The sequence below is a fragment of the Streptomyces sp. NPDC004111 genome (assembly GCF_042874215.1).
Classification (GTDB): Bacteria; Actinomycetota; Actinomycetes; order Streptomycetales; family Streptomycetaceae; genus Streptomyces.
On the sequence record NZ_JBIAMU010000053.1, the window covers coordinates 1 to 5080 of the forward strand.

The 5080-nt window shown below is 73.6% G+C and carries 3 protein-coding genes, 1 rRNA gene and 1 pseudogene; 1 reads left to right on the forward strand and 4 read right to left on the reverse strand.

All coding sequences use genetic code 11. The features are described from left to right. Positions 1 to 207 precede the first annotated feature (207 nt). Positions 208 to 1245: an HAD hydrolase-like protein gene (locus ACFYVL_RS44545; RefSeq protein ID WP_389255911.1), complete on the reverse strand. Its 1038-nt coding sequence runs from the start codon at positions 1243 to 1245 to the stop codon at positions 208 to 210. Between the two features lie 71 nt (positions 1246 to 1316). Here ACFYVL_RS44545 and ACFYVL_RS44550 point away from each other — a divergent pair, with 71 nt between their 5' ends. Further along, entirely contained in the window at positions 1317 to 2600 is a 1284-nt protein-coding gene (locus ACFYVL_RS44550; protein WP_389255913.1) for a DUF1015 domain-containing protein, read from the forward strand. 79 nt (positions 2601 to 2679) lie between these two features. Here ACFYVL_RS44550 and ACFYVL_RS44555 read toward each other — a convergent pair whose 3' ends face one another. The 3 genes and pseudogenes from ACFYVL_RS44555 to rrf all read right to left on the reverse strand — a co-directional run. After that, on the reverse strand, positions 2680 to 3447 hold the full coding sequence (locus ACFYVL_RS44555; protein WP_389255915.1) for a hypothetical protein: 768 nt from the start codon (positions 3445 to 3447) through the stop codon (positions 2680 to 2682). Positions 3448 to 3888: 441 nt separating this feature from the next. Then, positions 3889 to 4359 (reverse strand): annotated as a pseudogene (locus ACFYVL_RS44560) (RNA helicase); the annotation flags it as partial. A 630-nt stretch (positions 4360 to 4989) separates the two neighbouring features. Then, positions 4990 to 5080: ribosomal RNA gene (rrf, locus tag ACFYVL_RS44565) — 5S ribosomal RNA — on the reverse strand; the annotation flags it as partial.

A 5080-nucleotide genomic window follows, 5' to 3' on the forward strand; every position in this document is an offset into this window, starting at 1 on the left:
CGCCCGCTCGCTCCCCCGCCCCCTTGGGCGGCGGGGCCGCCCCCCGGGGGCGGAACGGGCGGGCAAGGGGGCGGCCCCCGGCGGAGCCGAACCCCCCAGCCCCGGACGCCCCGCACCCCTTACCCCACCCCCGCTCCGCTCAACCGAACCCCCGCCCCAACCCGCCCCAGCGGACCCCCGCCCCCGGCCCAGAACGAAAAACACCCCCTACCCCAACCCCACCCTCCTCAACGCCTCCCCCACCTCCAACCCACAACTCCCGTCCCCCGCCAACCCCCAAGCCACCCCACACATCGCCCGCAACGCATCCATCGCCTCACCCTCCCCCTCCAGCCCCAGCACGTCCCCCCGGACCGAAGCCGTCCACCCTCCGCACCGGAACTCCCCGTCCCCGCCGACCACTTCCGGCTGCCCGCGCAGCAGCCCCCGCAGGTCCGCGTCCACAAAGGTCGGCCGGTACTTCGCCTCCGCCGCCAGCAGCTGCGCCGCGTCCGTCACCCCGGTGAGCACCAGCAGCGAATCCACCCCGCCCCCGTTGGCCCCCTCGATGTCCGTGTCCAGGCGGTCGCCGACGACCAGCGCCCGCTCCGCCCCGGTCCGCAGGATCGTCTCCCGGTGCATCGGCGGCAACGGCTTGCCCGCCACCTGCGGCTCCGCCCCGGTGGCGATCCGTACGACCTCGACCGCGGCCCCGTTCCCCGGCGCGATCCCCCGCGCACTCGGAATCGTCAGGTCCGTGTTCGACGCGAACCACGGAACCCCCCGCCGGATCGCGTACGACGCCTCCGCGAACCTGCTCCACGCCAGGTCCGGCCCCCCGTACCCCTGCGCCACGGCCACCGGCGAGTCCTCGGCGGACTCGACCGGCACCAGTCCGCGCTCGCGCAGCGCGACCCGCAGTCCCTCCCCGCCGATCACCAACACCCGTGACCCGGGCGGAACCTGATCGGCGATCAGCCGCGCCACCGCATGCGCGGACGTGATCACGTCGCCCGCCGCCGCCGGAATCCCCAGCTCCGTCAGATGGGCCGCCACCTCGTCCGGGGTGCGCAGCGCGTTGTTGGTGACGTACGCGAGGTGCATCCCGCCGTCCCGTGCCGCACCCAGCGAGTCCACGGCGTGCGCGATGGCGTCGCCCCCCGCGTACACCACCCCGTCGAGGTCCAACAGCGCGGTGTCGTACGCCTCGCTCAGCGCCTTCGCGCTGCCGCCCGGACGCGTCCTGGTCTGCTGCTGGTGGCTCATTCTTGATCTCCTCGATCGGCTGCTTCTCCCCCGATCATCACCCATCTCCCCACCCGACTTACGATGCACCAATGAGCACACCTGGGCCGCCCGAGGACCTCGGCCTGCAACTGGTCCCCCTGCGCGGGCTCCGCTATGTCCCCGAGGCGGTCGGCAGCCTCGCCGCGGTGACCTCGCCGCCGTACGACGTCGTGGTCCGCCCGGACGGTCTGCTCCACCTGGAATCCGCGGATCCGCACAACATCGTCCGGCTGATCCTCCCGCAGGCCGACACCCCCGCGGCCCGGCACCAGCAGGCCGCCCAGACGCTGCGCAGCTGGCTGGCCGAGGGCGTCCTGGCCCCGGACGCGGAACCCGCGCTGTACGTGTACGAACAGTCCCGCGACGGCCTTCTCCAGCGCGGCATCATCGGCGCGCTCGCCCTGTCCGCCCCGGACGCGGGCGTCGTCCTCCCGCACGAGGACGTCATGCCGCACGTCGTCGAGGACCGGGCGGCCCTGATGCGCGCCACCGCCGCCAACCTGGAGCCGCTGCTCCTCACCTACCGGGGCGATGCGGAACCCAGCGGCACCACGGACGCCGTCGACCGTGCCCTCACCCGCACCCCGCTGCTCGCCACCACCACCGAGGACGGCTTCCACCACCGCCTGTGGTCGATCACCGACCCGGCCGAGCTGGCGGGGGTCACCGCCGACCTGGCCCGCCGCCAGGCCCTCATCGCCGACGGCCACCACCGCTGGGCGACGTACCTGCGTCTCCAGCAGGAGCACGCCCCCGCGGCGACGGCCTGGGACTACGGTCTGGTCCTCCTGGTCGACACCGGCCGCTACCCCCTCCAGGTCCGCGCGATACACCGGCTGCTGCACCGCCTGCCGGTGCCCGAGGCGCTGGCCGCGGTGGGCGACTCCTTCCGGATACGCCGGCTGCGCACGACGCTCCCGGAGGCGATGGCGGCGCTGGCCGGTGCCGCCGCGGACGGCAACGCCTTCCTGCTGGCCGGCGACGGCACGTACCACCTCCTGGACCGCCCCGATCCGGAGCTCCTCGACCGTACGATCCGCCACGACCGCCCGGACGCCTGGCGCACCCTGGACGCGTCCGTCCTGCACGAGACCCTGCTGGCGCACCTCTGGCACATCCCGGACGCGCCGGAGGACATCGCCTACATCCACGACACGGAAGCTGCCGTGGAGCAGGCCGAGCGCCGCGGCGCTACGGCGGTCCTGATGCATCCGGTGCGCGAGGAGGTCGTACGGGACCTGGCCCGCCAGGGTGTGACGATGCCCCGCAAGTCCACGTCCTTCGGCCCCAAGCCCGCCACCGGTCTGGTCCTGCGCAGCCTCACGGTGAACTGACCGCCGCACCCGCGCACCACGCGAAAAGGGCGGCACCCCGGAACCGAAGTCCCGGGGTGCCGCCCTTTCACCGTCCTGCTCAGCCCTTGTCGTCGGCCGCCCGCTCGCCCTCGACGTCGCTGTCGGCCGCCGCCTCGGCACCGGCCCCGGCGGGCACGGCGGACTCCTCGACGGCGGACTCCTCGACGGTGTCGGCCTTCGGCTCCTCCGCCGCGTCGTCCTCGTCGCCGTCCAGCGCGTCGACGAACTCGACGCCGTCCAGCTCGGCGAGCCGGTCGGAGGCGTCCGTGCTGCCGTCCTTGTCCGCCTCGACCGCCTTGGCGAACCACTCGCGCGCCTCGTCCTCACGCCCCGCCGTCAGCAGCGCGTCGGCGTACGCGTAACGCAGCCGCGCGGTCCAGGGCTGTACGGAGCTGGAGCCGAGCTCCGGCCCCTGGAGCGTGACGATGGCGGCGTCGATCTGCCCCATGTCGCGCCGCGCACCCGCCGCGACCAGCCGCATCTCGACCTGACCGGCCTTGTCCAGCTTCTGCACCTCGGGCTCGCCGGCCATGGCCAGCGCCCGCTCGGGGCGGCCGAGGCCGCGCTCGCAGTCGGCCATCACGGGCCACAGGTCCACGGTCCCGGTCATCCGCCGGGTGGCCCGGAACTCGGCCAGCGCCTCGGTGTACCGCTGGGTGGAGTACGCGGCGAAGCCCGCGGCCTCACGCACGGCGGCCACCCGCGAGGCGAGCCGCAGCGCGATCCGCGAGTACGCGTACGCCTCCTCGGGCTCGTCGTCGATCAGCTTGGCGACCATCACCAGGTTCCTGGCGACGTCCTCGGCGAGTGTCTTGGGCAGGCTCATCAGCTCCTGGCGCACGTCCGGGTCGATCTCGTGGCCCGTGACGTCGTCCGGGATCGGCAGCCGCTTGATCGGCTCCCGGTCACGGTCGTCCCGCCGGAACCCACGGTCGCCGCCACGGTCGTCCCGCCCGCGGAACCCGCCGCCGGAACGGTCGTCCCGACGCGGCCCACGGTCACCGCGGTCGTCCCGTCCGCGGTAGCCGCCCCGCTCCCCGCCGGACCGGTCGTCCCGCCGGAAGCCACGGTCGTCGTCCCGACGCGGCCCACGGTCGTCCCGACGGAACCCACCGCGGTCCCCGCCCCGGTCGTCGCGCCGCTCGAAGCCACCACCGGAACGGTCGTCCCTGCGGAACCCGCCCCGGTCACCACCGCGGTCGTCACGGCGCTCAAAACCACCACCGGAACGGTCGTCGCGGCCACGGAATCCACCGCGGTCCCCGCCCCGGTCGTCACGGCGCTCGTAGCCGCCACCGGCGGGACGTCCGCCGCGGTCGTCACGACGGAACCCACCACGGTCACCACCGGAACGCTCATCGCGCCGGAATCCACCCCGGTCGCCACCACGGTCGTCACGCCGCTCAAAGCCACCACCCGAGGGACGACCACCACGGTCGTCACGACGGAACCCACCACGGTCGTCACGGCGCTCGTAGCCACCGCCGGCCGGACGCCCACCGCGGTCGTCACGACGGAAGCCACCACGGTCACCACCGCGGTCGTCCCGCCGCTCGAAGCCACCACCGGAACGGTCGTCCCTGCGGAACCCGCCCCGGTCGCCACCGCCACGGTTGTCGTCCCGACGGAATCCCGCGCGGTCGCCGCCGGAGCGGTCGTCCCGACGCGGTCCGCTGCTCGGCCGGTCGTCCCTGCGGAATCCGCCCCGGTCGCCGCCCCTGTCGTCGCGCCGCTCGAACCCACCACCGGCGGGACGACCGCCGCGGTCGTCACGACGGAACCCACCACGGTCACCACCGGAACGCTCATCGCGCCGGAATCCACCCCGGTCGCCACCACGGTCGTCACGCCGCTCAAAGCCACCACCCGAGGGACGACCACCACGGTCGTCACGACGGAACCCACCACGGTCACCACCGGAACGGTCGTCACGGCGGAATCCGCCCCGGTCGCCACCGCCACGGTTGTCGTCACGGCGGAAGCCGCCGCCGGAGGAGTTGTTGCCACCACGGTCGTCACGGCGCTCGTAGCCACCGCCGGCCGGGCGCCCACCGCGGTCGTCGCGGCGGAAGCCACCCCGGTCGCCGCCGGAACGGTCGTCCCGACGGTAGCCACCACGGTCGTTGTCACGGCGGGGGCCACGGTCGTCACGACCACCGCGGTTGCCGCCCCGCTCGCCGCTGTCACGGTGACGCGGCTCGCGCTCCGGACGATCGTCAGGAGAGTTGGTGGCCATGGGTGACTCCTAGTCTTCGGGTAACGCAGTCATTCTCGCGCAGCCGGCCATCCGACGCGCTTCGGGCAGAAAAACAAAAAGGACCCTTGGTCCCAGCATGAACGCTGGGACCAAGGGTCCTTTTGAAAGATTGTTCGGCGGCGTCCTACTCTCCCACAGGGTCCCCCCTGCAGTACCATCGGCGCGGAAAGGCTTAGCTTCCGGGTTCGGAATGTAACCGGGC

What these genes read in the sequence shown, in the direction of transcription:
- ACFYVL_RS44545 (WP_389255911.1), bottom strand. Translation starts at nt 1,245, where the DNA reads ATGAGCCACCAGCAGCAGACCAGGACGCGTCCGGGCGGCAGCGCGAAG.
- ACFYVL_RS44550 (WP_389255913.1), top strand. Translation starts at nt 1,317, where the DNA reads ATGAGCACACCTGGGCCGCCCGAGGACCTCGGCCTGCAACTGGTCCCC.
- ACFYVL_RS44555 (WP_389255915.1), bottom strand. Translation starts at nt 3,447, where the DNA reads ATGAGCCTGCCCAAGACACTCGCCGAGGACGTCGCCAGGAACCTGGTG.